Origin of the sequence: Spirulina sp. CCY15215 (assembly GCF_016888125.1) — a bacterium.
GTDB lineage: Bacteria > Cyanobacteriota > Cyanobacteriia > Cyanobacteriales > Spirulinaceae > CCY15215.
The window spans coordinates 1-17291 of the sequence record NZ_JACSWA010000461.1 but is presented as its reverse complement, the minus strand read 5'-3'; the positions used below and the strand labels follow the sequence as shown (position 1 = coordinate 17291).

At 45.9% G+C, this 17291-nt stretch carries 13 protein-coding genes; 2 read left to right on the top strand and 11 right to left on the bottom strand.

Annotated features, from left to right (window positions below; translation table 11 throughout):
* Positions 1-37: 37 nt before the first annotated feature.
* The 5 genes from JUI58_RS14870 to rimP all read right to left on the bottom strand — a co-directional run bounded on the left by JUI58_RS14870 (position 38) and on the right by rimP (position 6363).
* Positions 38-871 (bottom strand): low-complexity tail membrane protein, encoded by an 834-nt coding sequence (locus JUI58_RS14870; RefSeq protein ID WP_204104581.1) that lies wholly within the window; start codon positions 869-871, stop codon positions 38-40.
* 32 nt (positions 872-903) lie between these two features.
* Complete coding sequence (infB, locus tag JUI58_RS14865; protein WP_204104580.1) at positions 904-4083, bottom strand: translation initiation factor IF-2; 3180 nt, start codon at positions 4081-4083, stop codon at positions 904-906.
* 95 nt (positions 4084-4178) lie between these two features.
* Positions 4179-4481, bottom strand: coding sequence for a YlxR family protein (locus JUI58_RS14860; protein WP_204104579.1), 303 nt, complete (start codon positions 4479-4481; stop codon positions 4179-4181).
* A 118-nt stretch (positions 4482-4599) separates the two neighbouring features.
* The gene (gene nusA / locus JUI58_RS14855; RefSeq protein WP_204104578.1) at positions 4600-5850 is read right to left on the bottom strand and encodes a transcription termination factor NusA; all 1251 of its coding nucleotides are present in this window, start codon (positions 5848-5850) and stop codon (positions 4600-4602) included.
* A gap of 45 nt (positions 5851-5895) precedes the next feature.
* Positions 5896-6363, bottom strand: a complete 468-nt coding sequence (rimP, locus tag JUI58_RS14850) for a ribosome maturation factor RimP (RefSeq protein WP_204104577.1) — start codon at positions 6361-6363, stop codon at positions 5896-5898.
* 355 nt (positions 6364-6718) lie between these two features.
* Here rimP and JUI58_RS14845 point away from each other — a divergent pair, with 355 nt between their 5' ends.
* Entirely contained in the window at positions 6719-7210 is a 492-nt protein-coding gene (locus JUI58_RS14845; protein WP_204104576.1) for a chemotaxis protein CheW, read from the top strand.
* A gap of 9 nt (positions 7211-7219) precedes the next feature.
* On the opposite strand, the gene JUI58_RS14840 is transcribed toward JUI58_RS14845, so the two are convergent.
* The 6 genes from JUI58_RS14840 to JUI58_RS14815 all read right to left on the bottom strand — a co-directional run bounded on the left by JUI58_RS14840 (position 7220) and on the right by JUI58_RS14815 (position 16396).
* Complete coding sequence (locus tag JUI58_RS14840; RefSeq protein ID WP_204104575.1) at positions 7220-7579, bottom strand: response regulator; 360 nt, start codon at positions 7577-7579, stop codon at positions 7220-7222.
* A 77-nt stretch (positions 7580-7656) separates the two neighbouring features.
* Complete coding sequence (gene folB / locus JUI58_RS14835) at positions 7657-8022, bottom strand: dihydroneopterin aldolase (RefSeq protein ID WP_204104574.1); 366 nt, start codon at positions 8020-8022, stop codon at positions 7657-7659.
* A gap of 16 nt (positions 8023-8038) precedes the next feature.
* Complete coding sequence (locus tag JUI58_RS14830) at positions 8039-9364, bottom strand: glutamate-5-semialdehyde dehydrogenase (RefSeq protein WP_204104573.1); 1326 nt, start codon at positions 9362-9364, stop codon at positions 8039-8041.
* A gap of 72 nt (positions 9365-9436) precedes the next feature.
* Positions 9437-13984 carry a PAS domain S-box protein gene (locus JUI58_RS14825; RefSeq protein WP_204104572.1) on the bottom strand — a complete coding sequence of 1516 codons (4548 nt, stop codon included), beginning with the start codon at positions 13982-13984 and terminating at the stop codon, positions 9437-9439.
* Positions 13985-14103: 119 nt separating this feature from the next.
* Positions 14104-14400 (bottom strand): 2Fe-2S iron-sulfur cluster-binding protein, encoded by a 297-nt coding sequence (locus JUI58_RS14820; protein ID WP_204104571.1) that lies wholly within the window; start codon positions 14398-14400, stop codon positions 14104-14106.
* A 115-nt stretch (positions 14401-14515) separates the two neighbouring features.
* Positions 14516-16396, bottom strand: coding sequence for a TolC family protein (locus tag JUI58_RS14815; protein ID WP_204104570.1), 1881 nt, complete (start codon positions 16394-16396; stop codon positions 14516-14518).
* 522 nt (positions 16397-16918) lie between these two features.
* Here JUI58_RS14815 and JUI58_RS14810 point away from each other — a divergent pair.
* Positions 16919-17155, top strand: a complete 237-nt coding sequence (locus JUI58_RS14810; RefSeq protein ID WP_239121485.1) for a hypothetical protein — start codon at positions 16919-16921, stop codon at positions 17153-17155.
* Positions 17156-17291 lie beyond the last annotated feature (136 nt).

Here is a 17291-nt window from a genome sequence, read left to right as displayed (position 1 = left end):
ACGATTGGCGATCGCTTATCAAAAGAATAATTTTTAGTTATTCAGGTTTTTCTTCCTTGTTAAAATTACCATCTGTAGAGGGATTGACAGATTGTTCTAGAGGTTGTTCTAGAGATTGTTCTAGAGATTGTTCTAGAGGTTGTTCTAGAGATTGTTCTAGAGGTTGTTCTAGAGATTGTTCTAGAGGTTGTTCTAGAGATTGTTCTAGAGATTGTTCTAGAGATTGTTCTAGAGATTGTTCTAGAGATTGTTCTTTTGTCGATTCAGGTGCAGATATTTCTGGAGATGCGATCGCCAAAATATTATCAATTCTGATACCAAAAATAGAGAAATCTTGCCCAATATTTTCTATTTCGTAGGGTTCAACTTCCTCAAAACGAGAGTCTGAAGTGAGTAAAACCCCGAGGACGCTAATAGGAACTTGTAGGAAAAGATTAGCGCAGAGAAAAGCAATCGCTGCCAATAATAAGCCCAGTAAATGCCAGGGACTTGATAAAGGGGTGGCGATCGCAGCTAGAGGAGCCAGGGAGTAAATTTGCCAAATCGCCCAAATCATAAAAATGGCAACGGCGATCGCGGCGATGCGGGTTTTTAAAGTTTTCAACAAGCGCAAAATCTTACGCTGTTCGAGGGTCAGGCGATCGGGACGAACCGCCAGTACCAATAAACTAAAAATATCAAAAGGTCGCTGCCATTGCATCCAGGCGATCGGGAGAATCCCCGCGATCGCCAAAAAAGCAATTTCCAGCCCATAAGGAAGCACCGGATCTCCCGCCGCCAGTCCCAGCCATACCGCCAATAAACTCAAAGGGACGACAGCTAAACCTGCAAGGTGAATCCACAAAAAAGGTTGCGAGCGAAATGAGTTCATAGTAAGTGGTGACTGGTAACTGGTAACTAAAATTATACTGGCGAGAGGGTTCGGCGCTTCATGACCATTTGATAAGCCTCAATAATATCCCCCTCCTGCCAAGCGTTGAATTTAGCGATGCCAATACCGCATTCGTAACCAGCATTGACTTCCCGCACATCTTCCTTAACCCGTCGTAAGGAGTCGAGAACGCCACTATAGACGACTTCTCCATTGCGAAGCACCCGGAAGCGGCGGTTACGCACGACCTTGCCAGAAAGGACATAACAACCCGCCACAGAACCTTTGCCCACAGGGAAGACCGCCCGAACCTCTACAGTTCCTAAAGGTTCTTCCACTTCTTCCGGTTCGAGTAACCCTTCCATCGCCGCGCGAATATCATCCAAAAGTTGATAGATAATATCGTATTCGCGAATATCTACCCCTTCGCGATCGGCCGCCGAGGCAGCACCGAGGGCTAAATTAGTATTAAAACCAACGATAACCGCACCACTTGCCGCCGCCAAATCCACATCAGTTTCCGTCACCTCTCCAGGTGCAGAAAGCAATACGCGGATTTGTACTTCATTTTGTGGTAATTGCTCCAGGGAACTTAAAATTGCTTCCACAGAACCCTGTACATCGGCTTTAACAATGAGATTGAGTTCCTTGAGTTCTCCTTCTCGTGCTTGGGCAGAAATCGTGCTTAAAGAAACGCGACGGGACATTGCCTGTTGCAAGCGAGATTCTCGGTTTACCGAGGCGCGACTTGTTGCCACTGCCCGAGCTTCTTTTTCCGTGGGGAAGACCTCAAACTCGTCTCCGGCGGCGGGAACATCATTCATTCCCAATACCTCCACCGCAAAAGAAGGAGTGGCGGTATCTACCCGATTGCCGCGATCGTCAATCATGGCGCGAATTTTCCCGAAGGAAGCCCCCGCAACCAAACAATCTCCCCTTCGCAAAGTTCCATTTTGCACCAAGAGAGTAGCTACTGGACCGCGTGTTTTATCGAGGTTGGCTTCAATGACAGTCCCTTTGGCAGAGCGATCGGGATTCGCGGAAAGTTCTTCAAGTTCTGCCACCAAAAGAATCATATCCAAGAGAGTATCTAAATTCTCTCCCTTAATTGCGCTCACCGGGACCATAATCGTATCGCCACCCCATTCTTCCGACACCAAACCTTGTTCCGTCAATTCTTGTTTGATGCGATCGGGTTCAGCAGAGGCTTTATCGATTTTGTTAATCGCAACAATCAGGGGAACTTCTGCCGCTCGAGCGTGACCGATCGCCTCTTTGGTTTGTGGTTGTACCCCATCGTCAGCCGCCACCACCAAAATAGCAATGTCTGTCACCTTCGTTCCCCGCGCCCGCATCGCTGTAAAGGCTTCGTGACCTGGAGTATCAAGGAAGACCACCTGCTGCATCTTGCCGTTATGTTCCACATCGACATGATAAGCACCAATATGCTGAGTAATGCCCCCAGCTTCCCCTTGAGCAACCTTGGTTTTGCGAATAGAGTCGAGGAGAGTTGTTTTGCCGTGATCCACGTGACCCATAATTGTCACAACCGGAGGACGGAACTGCAAGTTTTCCAAATCTGCTACATCAAGCATCTCGCTCTTAGTTGCAGCAGCTTGGACTTCTTGAGTTTCTGTCTCGATTCCCAATTCTTCTACCACCATCTTGACAGTATCAACATCTAGAGTCTGGGTAATATTAACCGCAATTCCCTTAGAGAAAAGATGCTTGATAATTTCCGTTTCTGGCATATTGATCAGTTCTGCCAATTCTCGCAAACTCAAACTCCCCGTTAAAGCGATTTTTTCGGGAGGTTTTGCCGCAACTTTCCGCTCGGTTTTATTGCGAGACTCTTCTTTGGCACGATCTCGATCTGCCTTAACAGGGGGTTTTTTCGTCGCTTTGGCCGTAGGAGCCGCTTTGACGCGACTACCCGCCGGCTTGGCAGGACGAGCGATGGAGAGACTCACGGCGGCGGGTGCAACAAGGCTGTTGCGATCGACATCGAATTCATCGTCTTCGTCGTCAATAATTAACGCTTTCCGCTTTTTGCCTGCCTTGCCCGCTTTGGCTGCTTTACCAGCTTTGGCTTTACCATCTGCGTCTTCTTCCTCTTCTTCCCAGACTTTAGGCTTACGACTGACGTTAGGACGTTTGAGTTTGGGCTGAGGTCGTTCGGAAGAGGCGAGAAGGGGATCTCCATCAAAAACATCTTGGTCTTCAACAATTATCCCATCATCGAGATCGTCAGAGGCTATTTCCTCGATCGCTTTAGGTTTCCGCAGTTGTAATGGAATTGGTTTTTGCGGTTTTTGTTGCAGTTTTGCACCTGGTTTCGCTTTCTTTGCGTCTTGGTCTTTATTTCTTTCCTTATTACCGTCTCTGCTTTTACTGCTTGCACCAACCATCACCCCATCGGTTTTAACTTCTGTTCTACTGCCAGAACTTTTCCGCTCGGGTTTAGAGGATATGGGTCTTGGTACCTCCTCAAGGGGGCGATCGCTCCTGGACGAATCAGACTTTTTCCCTTTGCGAGGAGTGGGTCGCTCGTCAGTTTTTTTGGCCGAGGGGGGTTGAGGCCGGCTCGGGGGCAGGAGGAGTTCGCTTGTTTCTTCTGGTTTAACCTGTTGTCCCGGACGGCTTGCCTGCTGTTTAGCAGAATTTGAGCCAGATGGACGTTGGGGAGCGCCATTCAACGAGGGGAGCGACTGCTCTACCCCCTGTTTTTCTGAGACTTTTTCTCTCTCTTGTTCTCGTTGCGGGGTGCGAACCTGCGGCACGCTGGAGGCTTCTGAGGCAGCCCTGGGGGGAGAAGGTTTGGTTTTCAGAGGACGATTGGGAGGAGTGACAAGTTTCGGGTTATTGGGGCCATTCGGTCGGGAAATCATCGGGGAAGTTTGCCCGCGCTCTGAATGGGGCTCATTCTTAAGGATGCCGCGAATTTGGGGTTTGCGAGGACCCTTGGGACGCAGGGATTTTTCCGCAGCTTCCCGCTCCTCTCGGGATTTTGAGTGGGAATTGCGCTCGTTTTTAGGATGAGAGGGTCGGTAAGTTTTGGCGGACGCTCTAATCTGCTCGACTTGTGTATCTGTAATGGTACTGCTGTGACTTTTTACGGCAATGTCGAGTCGGCCGCAAATATCTAAAATGTCTTTGTTTTCCAAATTGAGTTCTTTAGATAAGTCGTAAATTCTGGTTTTTCCGTTGTTCATGCAATAGTCCCCGTTTTCGCGCTCGATGGTTGTTTGGGTGTAATGGTTGATTAAACATTGCTGGCTTTCATAATTTAGGTGTGATGATTTGGGTGTTAAGGTGGGTGGGAATTGCGCTTGTCGATCGCTGCCAGGCGCGATCGTAGCGTCTGATAGATGTTTTGGTAAACCTCTTGGGGGGCGTTTGCTTTAAGCGATCGCGCCAATCGGTTTTTCTTTTGGGCTGCCTCGAGGCAGTCACGTTGGGGACAGAGATAAGCAGACCGTCCCATGCCTTTATCTAATTGTACCGTTTGCTTGGAATTGACATCACCTCCTGTTTGTCTAACAATTCTCCAAAAGGCATTTTTGGGGGCAATTTTGCGGCAGGAAATACAGCGTCGCAGGTTTGGTTTCAAGAATTTTTTCACCTCCTGTCCTTAATTTATCTGGCATTGGCTGGCAAAATTGAGAGCATCGTAACTGCTATTTTCTCATTTTTTTTTGTTGGCGGATCGTCCCACTGGAGGAGAATTATTATTCTTCTTCAAGATTAGCCTCGGTTTCGGAAGTTACTGCACTACGGGTGGCCTGTTCGACTTTAAAGGCGGCTGTATCTTTAATATCGATTTTCCAGCCGGTGAGACGGGCAGCCAGGCGAACGTTTTGCCCGTCTTTGCCGATCGCCAAGCTGAGTTGGTTTTCGGGAACTAACACGAGGGCTTGACGTTCTTCGGCATCCACTAGGCGCACTTCATCAACTTTAGCGGGGCTGAGGGCGTTGGCAATATAGGTGGAAGGATCGGGAGACCAGCGAATGGCATCGATTTTTTCCCCGCGTAATTCGTTGACTACGGCTTGAATGCGGGAGCCTCTGGCACCAATACAAGCACCCACGGGGTCTACATCTCGTTCGAGGGTATCCACAGCAATTTTTGTGCGGGGACCGACATGGCGAGAGGGGGGGTTAGCTTCCCTGGCAATGGCGACGATACGAACGACTTCATCTTCGATTTCTGGGACTTCCGTGGCGAATAAATCCACAACTAAACCTGCTGCTGCACGGGAAGCCAGGAGTTGAGGACCGCGATGGATACCATCTTTAACTTTTTTTAACAAAATTTTAAAGGTAGCATTGGCGCGATAGTTATCGTTGGGTAATTGTTCCCGTTTGGGCAGTTCTGCTTCCACTTCCGGTTTGCCAAAACCACTGGTAACGGCGACGATCGCGGACTGACGTTCAAAGCGGAGAATGCGGGCGTTGAGGACAGTTCCTTCTAGGTCTTTGAATTCGTCTTGAATCATTTTGCGCTGGCGATCGCGCAGTTTTTGCAGCAGAACTTGTTTAGTTTGAATGGCGGCCATGCGTCCAAATTCTTTTTGGTCTGGGGTGACATCCAAAACGACGGCCTCTCCGATCTGGACTTCGGGAAGAAAGGCCTCTTCTGTGTTGTCTTGTTCTTTGGTTTTCAGCAAACTTTGCACTTCTTCGAGGGAAATATGATGATCGGTAGTATATTGATCGGTATTTTCAATTTCTGCCACGATCGTTTTGGTGGAGAGGATACAAAACCCTTCTTCTTCCGTATCGAGTTCGACATCGAAATTATCGAAATAATCTTCGCTATACTGAATGCGTTTTTCGAGTTGCTGCGATCGCCGATAGCGTTCGTAACCTTTTAACAGGGCTTCCCGCAGGGCTTCTTGGACTTCAATTTCCGGGAGGTGATATTGAACGCTAATCTCTTCGAGCATTTCTTTGAGTCCTGGCAAAATAACTAGGGACACGGGAATATCTCCTTAAGTGATGGGGTGTAGGGGTCTAAAATTCCTTTAACTTTCAGCTTTGTCCCAAAGTTGAATTTTAGCGATCGCCTCTCGCGGGATAGCGATGGTGCGACCTTTCTGATTAAGATAGAGGCTAGTTTCATCTCGACCCTGAAGCCGTCCTTGCCATTCTTTTTTCCCATCAAAGGGGGCGTAGGTTTTAACGAGGACGGAAAAGCCTTTAAATGTAGTAAATTCTCGCTCTGTGGTTAGTTGACGGGAAATTCCGGGGCTGGAAATTTCTAAGACATAAGCATTGGGAATAAGTTCGATTGTATCGAGATGTTCTTCTAGGGCGCGACTCATCCGTTCGCAGTCTTTCAAGCTGGTTTCCTGGTTAGGGTTGCGAATATCCACGCGCAAAATGGGGGGATGTTTATTGGTTTGATAAACGGCTCCCACTACGTCCAGTTCCAGTTTTTCGGCGATGGGGGTTGCGAGTTCGAGAATTTGGGGGATCAAAGGATGAGTCACAATCAAGAAATTAAGAGAAAAAATTCACGGGATAGTGTCAACAGAAACTAGACTCAACAAAAAAAGCGGGTACCACCCACTTTTCCAACTTTCCAATTTGTCTTTGGTCGTTGGGGATAACTTCCCTCGCGAAGTCATACCGCAATTTCTATGATAGGTCAAGCGGTTCTTTGTTGCAACTGCTACAGATTGTCTGAAGAGGAAAGACGGCGATCGCCTTTTTTGCTCCGGGACGGGCTGAAAATTCACCACGGAAGGGGAAACATGGCGGGGCAATCGCTTTTATGCTGATTTTTACTTTTAAGATAGGGTAGACTTATCCGCGATCGCCGCTCCATTCTTGCAGCAGTTTCCCATGAGCAATACAATCCAAGAGCCTCAAACTGTCCGGGTGATTATTTTTCCGGTACTTCATTATCTTTTTGCCCTTCCTCTCAAGGCCGTTTTAAAAATTATTCCTCGTCCTCCGGAACTTGATGAAGGTTTTGATGATGCGGGACTGCTAGAAATCGAAGGGGAAACTGTTCTCTTATTAAACTTAATTTGGATTCTGGAAGAATGGGAAAGTGGCGATCGCCGTCCTTGTCCTGGGGCGTATCTCATTCTAATTCGCAATAATCAAGGACAATTGTGTGGGATTGAAATTGATGAATTACCGAGTACCCTTGATTTACCCAGAGCGATCGTGCAGGAGTTACCTGGTTCTTCGCGTCAGGCTAATCTCGGTCGTTTGGCGCAATACGTGGCGCTTTGGCAATCCGAGGAGGAGGAAAATCCCGACAAGAAACCAATTTTTCTCCTTGATGTCTCCATGACGACTCATTCCCTTCTCTATCCCAGTTCTTGAATAAATGCCCTAAATAAAGCGATCTACCGTGTTTTTCAATTCTTCGGGATCGATGGGTTTGGCCAAATAGGCATCTGCACCTAGCATAGTTCCCCAAGTGCGATCGACCTCTGTTCCTTTGGTGGAACAGATAATCACGGGAATATTTTTGGTTTCGGGATTAAGTTTGAGTTCCCGACAAAACTCAAAACCGCTCTGGCCTGGGAGAATGACATCTAGAAAGATAATATCGGGTTTGCTACTTGCCATTTTACCGTGAGCGTTATCAACATCCGACACCAATACGACCTGTAAGCCCGCTTGGGTTAGAGTGCGTTGCATAAAGGCTTGTTCGGTTTTGCTATCTTCGACAACTAGAGCTATTTTCATCAGAAAAATGAGTCTTTAAGGAATAATTCTATCACTTTTTCCGGCAGCAGGCGATCGCAATTCCTCAATAATGTGAATCAATGTGAATCTAATGATCTCGTCAAACTAATCGTGACTTGGCCGCCAAAATCGGGGATCGGTGCAGCCAGTTTTGTTAAATCTATTTGTACTCGCTGTATTTTTGCAAAGGTTAATAGTTTCTCAACAATAACTGTTGCTAGTTTTTCAATCAGGGCAAATTTTTCTGTTTGCACGATCTGTCGCACCAGATTAATCGTCTCGCGGTAATCAAAAGTATCTTTGAGATCGTCACTATTAGCAGCTGTTTCTATATCCAGCCAAACAACTAGATCGATCTCAAACCATTGTCCTAAAACCTGTTCTTCCGGTAAAGCGCCTGTATAACCGTAAGCACGAATTCCTGTTATTTTAATTGCATCCATTTTCTATTGTTCAAGATTATTCATCAAGATTTTTATGAGTGAAAGGTTTAGCATTATTACCAGAATAAGTCGCAACAATGTGACCATTGCCAGTAACTTGATATTTGTAGGTGATTAATCCTTCTAATCCTACGGGTCCTCTGGGGGGCATTTGTTGGGTGCTAATTCCCACTTCTGCGCCAAAACCATAACGAAAACCGTCAGCAAAACGAGTTGAACAATTATGATATACTCCGGCTGCATCAACTTGGTTCAAGAATTTTTCAGCAGCGTCACGATCGCCGGTGATAATTGCCTCGGTATGTTTTGAGCCATATTGATTAATATGGGCGATCGCTGCTTCTAGCGAGTCTACAATCTTAATAGAGAGAATTAAATCGCTGTATTCTGTGTGCCAATCTTCTTCTGTTGCAGAGTCTACAGGTAAAAACTCTAAAGTGCGATCGCAGCCTTTTAATTGGACTTCTTTTCCTTGCAAAGCCTCGGCAATTTTAGGTAAATAATCCTGGGCAATATCCGCGTGAATGAGTAATGTTTCAATGGCATTACAAGCCGCAGGATAGCCAACTTTGGCATCCAGAATAATAGGAATTGCTTGCTCGATGTCTGCTGCGCGATCGACATATAAATGGCAAATTCCATCAGCGTGACCCAAAACAGGAATGCGAGTATTATCCTGTACATAGCGAACAAAAGAATTAGAGCCGCGAGGAATAATTAAATCTACATATTCATCTAATGCTAATAAAGCGCGAATTTCTGCCCGTGTGGTTAAGAGTTGTACGGTATCGGGATTAACTTTCGTTTTTTCTAAGGCTTGATGAATAATTTTAGTTAATATCTGACAGGAATTGAGAGCCTCTTTCCCTCCCTTGAGAATAACGCCATTTCCAGATTTAATTGCCAAGCTGGTAATTTGAATTAAGGCTTCGGGACGTGCTTCAAAAATAATCCCTAAAACCCCTAAAGGACAAGTGACTCGCTTCAGAATTAACCCTTCATCTAGTTCTCGATAAATTTGTACTGTTCCCACCGGATCTGCCAATTTTGCCACATCGCGCACTCCGGCGATCGCGGCATTCAATTTTGTTTCCCCCAGTTTCAACCGCGCAGATAAGGCTTGAGGAATCCCTTCTTTTTCAGCCCTTTCGCAGTCAATACGATTCGCTGCTTGAATTTCCGTGGTAGATGCTGCTAGTGCTTGCGCGATCGCCTCTAAAGCATCATTGCGGTCTTTTGTTGATAATAGAGCAAGCTGTCGAGCCACGTCTCGCGTTTTTCTGGCAATGTCTGTCAGGGTTATTTCTTCTGGTTTTGGCGTACTAATTTCCAGGGCAACCATAAAAAAATCTCTAAAAATTAAGTCTCTAAAAATTCCAAATTCTCATATTACAGCAAATTGGAGTCTAAAAAACTAATTTCGTGCAGTCAAATTAATAATCAAATCGAAACGAAACTCATCAACCCAAATCTCGATCGCCTTAGCTAGGGATTTATATTCAGAAGGAATTGTTGTCAGTAAAGGTAAAAGAAGAGTGCGATCGCACTGCATTGCTGCTTCATTAACAGCCAGTATCCATTCCGAAGGCATTTTCAGCAACTCTTCTTGCAAATCATCCCTCGACTCATTCCCTTGTCTATTGTAGGTTTGTTCCATCGTAGTGTCTGCATAGGAATAACGCACTCCTAAATATTGCGACATCTTCTCCAATAATACTTCAGTGTGACAAGGTTTGCGAACAAAATCATCGCATCCAGCCTCCATTGCGACGGCATAATCTTCCTCAAATACCCTCGCAGTCAGGGCAATAATAATAACAGAATTGAATTCTTTTGTTGTCGAATTATCTCTATTTTTTTGTTGCTTTTCTTCTTGTTGCCGAATTTTTCGCGTAGTTTCATAACCATCCATTATTGGCATTTGTAGATCCATCCAGATCAAATGAGGCTGAAAATTATGCCAAAGGGCGATCGCTTCTTGCCCATGTTTCGCTTCAGAAACTGTAAATCCAAGCTGCTCTAATACTTGAGCCAGAAAATGCCGATTTTCTGGGGAATCATCAACAATTAAAATACGATATTCGGGTTGATTGGGTGCCAAGCCGATCGCCAGAAGATTAGTAGAGATATTGGTAACATTGGCAACATTTCCCAAACCTACTGGGATGGTAAACTTAAATATGGAACCGCGATCGGGAATGCTAGTTGCGGTAATTTCTCCTCCCATTAAATGGACAAATTGCTGAGAGATAGCTAAACCTAACCCCGTCCCTTCAGAAGAATTAAGTCCAACTTGGGTTTGCTCGAAGGGTCGAAATAGTAAATTCATCTCCTCGGTTGCAATCCCCACTCCTGTATCTTCAACCTCAAAATGAAGGGTTATTTGTTGCCTGTTCCCTCTTGCCTGTTCCCTCTTGCCTGTTCCCTCTTGCCTGTTCCCTGTTTCCTCTAAAATCAACTGACTGACCCGTAAAATCACCCGACCTTTCTCGGTAAATTTAATCGCATTTCCTAATAAATTAATTAAAACTTGGCGCAACTTATTTTCATCAGAGTAAATATAACGGGGAACATCAGTACATTCTTGAAATAATAGTTCTAAACCCTTATTCTTGGCTTTGAGGTGCAGCATCCCCTTAATCGTATCCAATAAACAATATAAATCGAAGCAATCTTCCGCAAAAGTAACTTGTCCAGCTTCAATTTTAGACATAGAAAGTACATCATTAATTAAAGTCAATAAATGCTCTCCACTATAATTAATAATATTCAAATAATTTTGTTGTTGAGCAGTGAAATTGGCTGCGTCATTTAAGAGTTGACTGAAACCGAGAATAGCATTAAGAGGTGTGCGAAGTTCGTGACTCATTTTAGCCAGAAATTGGCTTTTTGCTTGGTTAGCAGCTTCTGCATCTTCTTTTGCTTGTTGTAATTCTATTTCTGCTCGTTTGCGATCGCTGATATCCTCTAAAATTTCTGCAGCATAACAGGGTCGTCCTTGAGAATCATAGACTAAAGAAACAGTTTTATTGCCCCAGATTGTCGTGCCATCTTTGCGAATATAGCGTTTTTCAAGACTATAGGTAATAATTTTACTTGCCCATAATTGCAAATATTGTCCGAGATCTGCGGTAAAGTCATCTGGGTGAGTAATATCTTGAAAAGTTAACCGGTAGAGTTCTGATTCGCTATAGCCCAAAATATCGCAATAGCTTTGATTAACGCGCAGGCATTTTCCTTCGCGATCGCTTTGAGCAATGCCGATCGCCGCTTGATTAAAAGTAGCATTTAAAAGAGTTTCGCTTTCGTGAATGACTTCTTCTGCCCGCTTGCGCTGGGTAATATCGTCTAATACACCTAAAATACCGATAACATTGCCATCGCGATCGTGGATGGGTACCCGGTTCGTTTCCAGCCAAACGGGTTTACCTTCATTATTTGGGCGGTATTTAAGGGAAATATTATGTAACTCCGGCTGATTGGAAGTCATAATATAGTTGTCTTTGGCGCGATAGTAGTCTGCGACAGCGCGATCGGGGATCAAGTCGTAATCAGTTTTCCCCGCAACAGCTTCAGGACTTTCCAAACCCGCCGCTTTAGCCCAATGCTCATTACAACCGAGAAAAACAGAGTTCGTGTCTTTCCAAAATACTTGTTGGGGAATATTATCGAGAATTAAACGCAAGTATTGTTTTTGCTCTTCAAGGGCAAGTTCGATCTGCTTGCGCTGGGTAATATCTTGAACTTGATAAATTGCAGAGAGAGGCTTGCCGATCGCATCTCGTCGCACATAAATCTCGATGGAGGCATAAACAATGCGCCCGCTTTTCTGCACGAAACGCCCTTCCCAATTTTTTTCACTGGTTTCATTATCAATTAGGCGTTGAAAGGTTGTTTTTAGGGTTGGGCGATCGCCAGGATGGAGAAAATTATAAAACTGCTCCCCCACAAAGTCCCGATAAGGATAGCCCAATAAATGGCAAAAGGAAGGATTAATATCCAAAAATGCCCCCTTTACCGACAATTCTGCCATGCCAATAGGAGCCGAACGAAATAGATCGCGGAATCGGGTTTCGCTGGCTTGGCGATCGCGCATTTCCAACACAAGGGAAACTAAATTGCCGAGGGATCGCATAAAATTTTCTTCTTCGGGAGTCCAAGTATGGAGAACTTTTGTGCGTTCAATGCGAATGGCACCGCGAATTTTTTCTGCAAGGCGAATGGGAACATCAAGAAAGGAAGTAATCTGTAAGGGTTGCCAATAGGTCGCTTTTAATTCCACCACTCGGGGATCGTTTTGAGCGTCAGTGACCGCAAGAGGGCGATCGCCGGCTAAGAGTTGAAAATAAAGAGGATAATCGGCGATCGCCCATTCCAGTTGAGGGGTTGAGTTTGGGAAATGGGGGGTTGGGGGATTCTTCTGAAAAATTTCTTCGCAGCGCATCACCCCAGTTGTCTCATCGAGTAACCAAATACTCACTCGTTCCACTGCAAGGGTTTGGGCTGTTTTTTGGCTAATGGCGGCAAAAGCAGCGTGCAGATCTCCTTGATAGAGAGATTGGGTTTTCGCCAACATTACTAAAATCTCATCTCGCTCTTGTAACTTGCGGTGATTATCTTCTAAGGCTTGCGTCCGTTGTTGCACGACTTTTTCTTGTTCTGCATTGGTTTTCGAGAGGGTTTCTAGCACTTCCTGTAATTTTCTTAACATTTGCACGAAGGAACGCCCTAAAATTCCCAATTCGCGGATATTTGAGGTGGTCAAAGAAGTAATCGCTTCTGAAGTAATCAGGCGATCGCCCGAGGAAAATCTCTCTCGGTCTGAATTTTGGCTGAATTGTTGGCTGACTGCGGCTAATTGCAGAATGGGGATACAAATCCAACGAGCGGTTAAAATACCCGCACCGGTAGAGAGGATTAAAGCTAGAGCGCATAGGGCGATGGTTTGGCGCGTATTGGCGTGAATTTGCCCCATAAAATCAGTTTCGGGGATCGTCACAACTATTAGCCAATCTAAGCCCGCATCGTCTCCTAGGGGGGTCACTTGGACGAATTGAGTGCGATCGTCAAGGGCAAAATTTAATTGTTGCGTGTCTTCTAGATTTTCTAGGTTAGGCAATTGTTGTTGCAGGTGCTGGGCGGTCAAACGGATGAGGCGATCGGGGGCGCGGCGAGCCTGAATGCGTCGGGGTCGTTCTTCTTCGCTAAAAAATACAGAAATTTCCTGAGAGGTGGCAATTAATGCTCCTGTTCGTTCCATCACAAAAGTAACTCCCGATTTGCCGATTTCCATCTCTTGGAGAAATTCGCGAAAGCGGGTCAGGAGAATATCGCTGCCTAAAACCCCCTGCAAGCGTCCGTTTTCGTCATAGAGGGGATGCACCGCCGTAATTGCTAAATCTTCGGCAGTATAGTCGGGATAAACCTCACTCCAAGCAATTTTTGGAGTGCGGTGGGCAGTCTTGTACCAAGGTCTTTGACGGGGATCGAAATCGGGAAAAAGCTGGTCAATTCCTGCGCGATCGCCTTTCTCATTGATGCGGTAGCGGCGAGTAATTTCATCCTGCTTCGGATCGCGAATGCCAAAAGATAAACTCCCATTACCTTGACGTTTGGCCGAAACATATTCTCCTGTTTCTGTCGCGAAATAGTTGGCGGTTAAGGTGGGAAAGACTTGCAGATGCTGCCACATCTGGCGTTCTAAGGCGCGATCGCGAAAGATACTGGCTTCTTCCCAAGAGATGGTTTGAGCATTAAAGGCATTAGTACCTCGCGGGATGGCCAGATAAGCTCGTAGGTGTTCTTCAATGCGCGTGCTAATCTCCTGTCGGAGGTTTCCGGCCACTTCATTGACGGCTTTTTGACCGTTACGAAGGGAGAGCCATCCGGTTAACCCGACAGCGAAACCAATCTGTAAGACAAAAGGAACAATGAGAACTAAACGCAAAGGAAAATCTTTCATGGCTAGGAAAAATTAGCGCTGCCATTGAAGGTATTATTTCATTTTGCTGGATCGGTTGGATTTGTGGGGATTATTCACTGGTTCCCCTTAATTTTCCTTCATTGTTCATTGATAATTGTTCACGGTTTTGTTTTAACGCTGACCGGACCATTAACAATAGTTTGGCAGGCGAGGCGATAACTGGGGGGTTTTCTTTTTAACTTCCGTTTTTCTACATCCGTCCGTTCGGAAAGATTTTCCATTCCCTCGACAATTTCGACGATACAAGTTCCGCATTGACCGTATCCGCCGCAATTCATTAACTTGCCTTTCAGGGTATAAAGATCGATATCATTTCCCAAGGCTTTTTCCCGCAGGTTTGCACCATCGGCAGCGATCGCTTCTTTCTTTTCGTTAACAAAGGTAATATTCGCCATCTGTTCTCCTTACGACAATCTTAGTTTTTATTCTATGAAGAAATGCAACGAAATGTAAATCTTTCTGGATAGGAGGAAGCGGCGATCGCGCGATCGCCGTTTTCTCATTCCCTGATTAAGGTAAATCAAAGAGGCGATTATCGGGAACATTACTCACCGCCCGTTGCAGAGCGACCAAAGCGCGGTTGTAACCTACTATTGCTGTGAGTAAATTGCCCCGCGATCGCGTCAGTTCGGTTTGCGCGTCAATGACATCGGTTTGAGTCCCTACCCCTGCTTGAAAGCGCAAGCGAGCCAATCGTAAACTCTCTTCCGCCAACTGTACCGCCACGGTCGCGGTTTTAATATTCTCATCGCTGGCTGTTAGATTTTCGTGGGCTTCCTCCACTTCAAAGCGAATGCTCTTGCGCTGTTGCTCAAAATTGACCTCAGCAATTTCAATATCTAACTCCTCCTGTCGGCTGTTGGCTTGGGCTGCGCCCCCATCAAACAGATTCCAGGAGAGGGTCGCACCGATCGCATAGCCATCGGCAAATCCCTCGCCAAAATTGAGAATATTGGCGACATTATAGTTGGCAAATAGGCTCACTTGGGGTCTGAGAACCGAGAGGGCGACTTGGCGCTGTTGTTCGTCGATCTCTCGCTGAACTAACTGCTGCTCCAATTCCGCGCGATTGCGATAGGCCAGAACAATTGTATTTTCTAGGGACAAATCCCAAATCCCCGCCGGTTCGATGCTATCGGCGATGGTGACTTCAACCTGTTCCCCTAAAGATAATATTTGTACCAATTGTCGCTGGCCAATCCTGCGATCGGCGCGAGCATTGACTAAACTCTGCTGACTGTTGGCCAGTTCTACTCGCGCTCGCAAAACGTCAAATCTCGTCCCCAAACCCGCCTGTTCAAGCAGTTCTGCATCTCGTAAGGTTTGTTTGGCTGCATCCACGGCAGCTTGTTCGATCCCCACCGTCGCATCGGCTTGTTGCAGGGCATAGTAAGCATTAGCCGTATTGAGGCGCAATTCTTCTACCACCCGTTCGACTTCCAATTGGTTAAAGCGCACGGTTTCTTCTGCTTGGCGGATTTGAGCGGGACGAGAACCGCCATCATAGAGGGTATAGCTTAATTGCAGAGTTCCATCCACTAAGTTCGTGGCGGTGCTGCTAGTAGAAGCGCTCAAACCTCGATTCCTCAAGCGGCGATTGGAAAGTTCTGAGGTTGCAGAATCCGTGCGACTGAGATTAATCTCGGCACTAAGGCTGGGAAAATTGGCTGCTAAGGCTTCTCGCAGGGCTGCATCGGCTTTTTCTAGATTGAGCCAGGCTTTGCGCCAATCTTGATTATTACGACGCGCTAGGGCGATCGCCTGATTTAAGGTGATCGGTTGCGAGAGATCGATGGTAACTTCATCGGGTTCCGTGGGAAACAGTAGGGGATTACCACTGGGATTGAGGTTTTCCGGAGGAGGAACAACTTGACGACCTCGAATCGAAGGCTCTTCGATAGGATCGTCGAGAAAGGGGGAAACTTCGTCAACAATTGTTCCCGGATTGTTATTCTCAATATTGCCCTCCTCGAGATCGAGGCGATCGGGAGAGGGTTCCAACTCGACTTCTTCCTCTAAAGGGGGGGGAAATAGGGGAAATGTTTCATTTTCATCTTCATCTTCCGACAGTTCCGGCAATTGGGTCGTTTCAAGGCTTGAGGGAGTTTGAGCCAAGTCTTCGGTGTCTTCGGGAATTATCCTGGGAATATCTGCTTCCCAGGATAATTCCAGAGCAGAGTCAGAAGGGACAATTGCTTTGATAACCTCGGTTTCAGAAGACGCTGGGGTGTTTAAGATGACATGATGCAGGAATATCTCCTCGGTGTTAGTCTCTTCAGCCAGATCACCATTAGGACTCGAGGCTAAGGAAGAGGTGTTGAGATTCCTTGTTTTATCCAAAACAATTCTCTCTCGGGTTTCGGACTGCACTTCTGGTTGTCCAACCTTCAAGGCTGGATTTTTGTTCAGTTTTTCTGTTACTGCCGAGGGAGAAAAATTTATGTTTGAAGAGGGGTGACTCAACCCAAGGTTTGGGGATGAATCCATCGATGAATCCACTGTAAGCGATTCCTGAGATATCGCTGGCACTCCATAACCAAAAGCAAAGACCGCTCCGGCACTCACAACCACTAGATGACGAAAAACTAACATTAAATTTACTGATTCCGTTTCTACTCTATAAAAGGCAAAGTCAGGATTAAACTGTGAAGCGATCGCAACACAAAGTTAATTGTACAGATAATTCGCTTTACTCTACCTTGCTCGGGGCGATCGGTTAAGCTAAAACCAGAGCAATTTCCTGATCGCCCCTCTACCGCTCTCCCGCGAGCATGACTAAAATTCTTGTAACCAAATCTCAATAAAATATTAAGATATGTTTAAGAGCTATAACTAAATGGCGAAAACTGCAAGGCAAGTGGTAGGGTCTATGAAGTATTCTGCGAGTATTGAGTTTCTAGAGGGGAAAGAACATTGGCTTTACCACAAATCCACGCAACAACCGAATTATTCCACGAAGATATTAGCGAGTATGTAGCTGAGTTACAACTTCACATGACGTTACACGCAAGGAATCTTGTGCCGTCTTTTCCTGAAGAGAGACAAACAAAGACACAGCCATTAGATAGTCGAGTTCAATTGCTTCAAGAAAGTCAGGCAAATATAGAAAAGTTAGTCTCTCGCCAAGAGATTTTATCTTGTCGCCTTTGATCTTTGATCTCTCATAATTCATAGCTTAAAGCGCGATCGCCATCAAAAAAGCGGCGTGGGGACTCCCGTTAGACCCGACAGGGTTAGCGGTTCTCGGAAACGCCGCCAACAGAGGAAATTGAGCGAAGCGAATCAT